Here is a 389-nt window from a genome sequence, read left to right on the forward strand (position 1 = left end):
TATAGGTCCATTACCGGAGATAAATAAACCTTTTGGTTTATTAAATTATTGCCATACCTAAACTCACTAACATCGGTAGTTAGTTTTTGTCCAAAATAATCAGCCTTAAAATCACCATGTAGAATATTAGGTGCTATATGTCCAACTTGTCCTTTATAAGAATTATATTTACGTTTTCGTTTACTAAATAATTTACATTGTAAACCGTATTTATGCATGATTCTTTGAACACATTTATGATTTACTACCTTGTTGTTATTCCGTAGATGGGCAGTAATTCTACGATATCCATAGTTTTTATGTTCATTCACTGCTTTTTTTACTTCGGATTCTATAAGTTGCTTATCTAAAGATAGCGTAGCTTTCTTGTGATAATAATAACTACTTCT

1 protein-coding gene is annotated in these 389 nt (G+C 29.8%); it reads right to left on the reverse strand.

The window, feature by feature from the left end; all coding sequences use genetic code 11:
- Positions 1 to 389: IS3 family transposase (locus FD06_RS03360; protein ID WP_156403094.1), on the reverse strand; the 389-nt coding region annotated here is incomplete at both ends.

It is taken from the genome of Apilactobacillus ozensis DSM 23829 = JCM 17196, from assembly GCF_001435995.1.
Lineage (GTDB): Bacteria > Bacillota > Bacilli > Lactobacillales > Lactobacillaceae > Apilactobacillus > Apilactobacillus ozensis.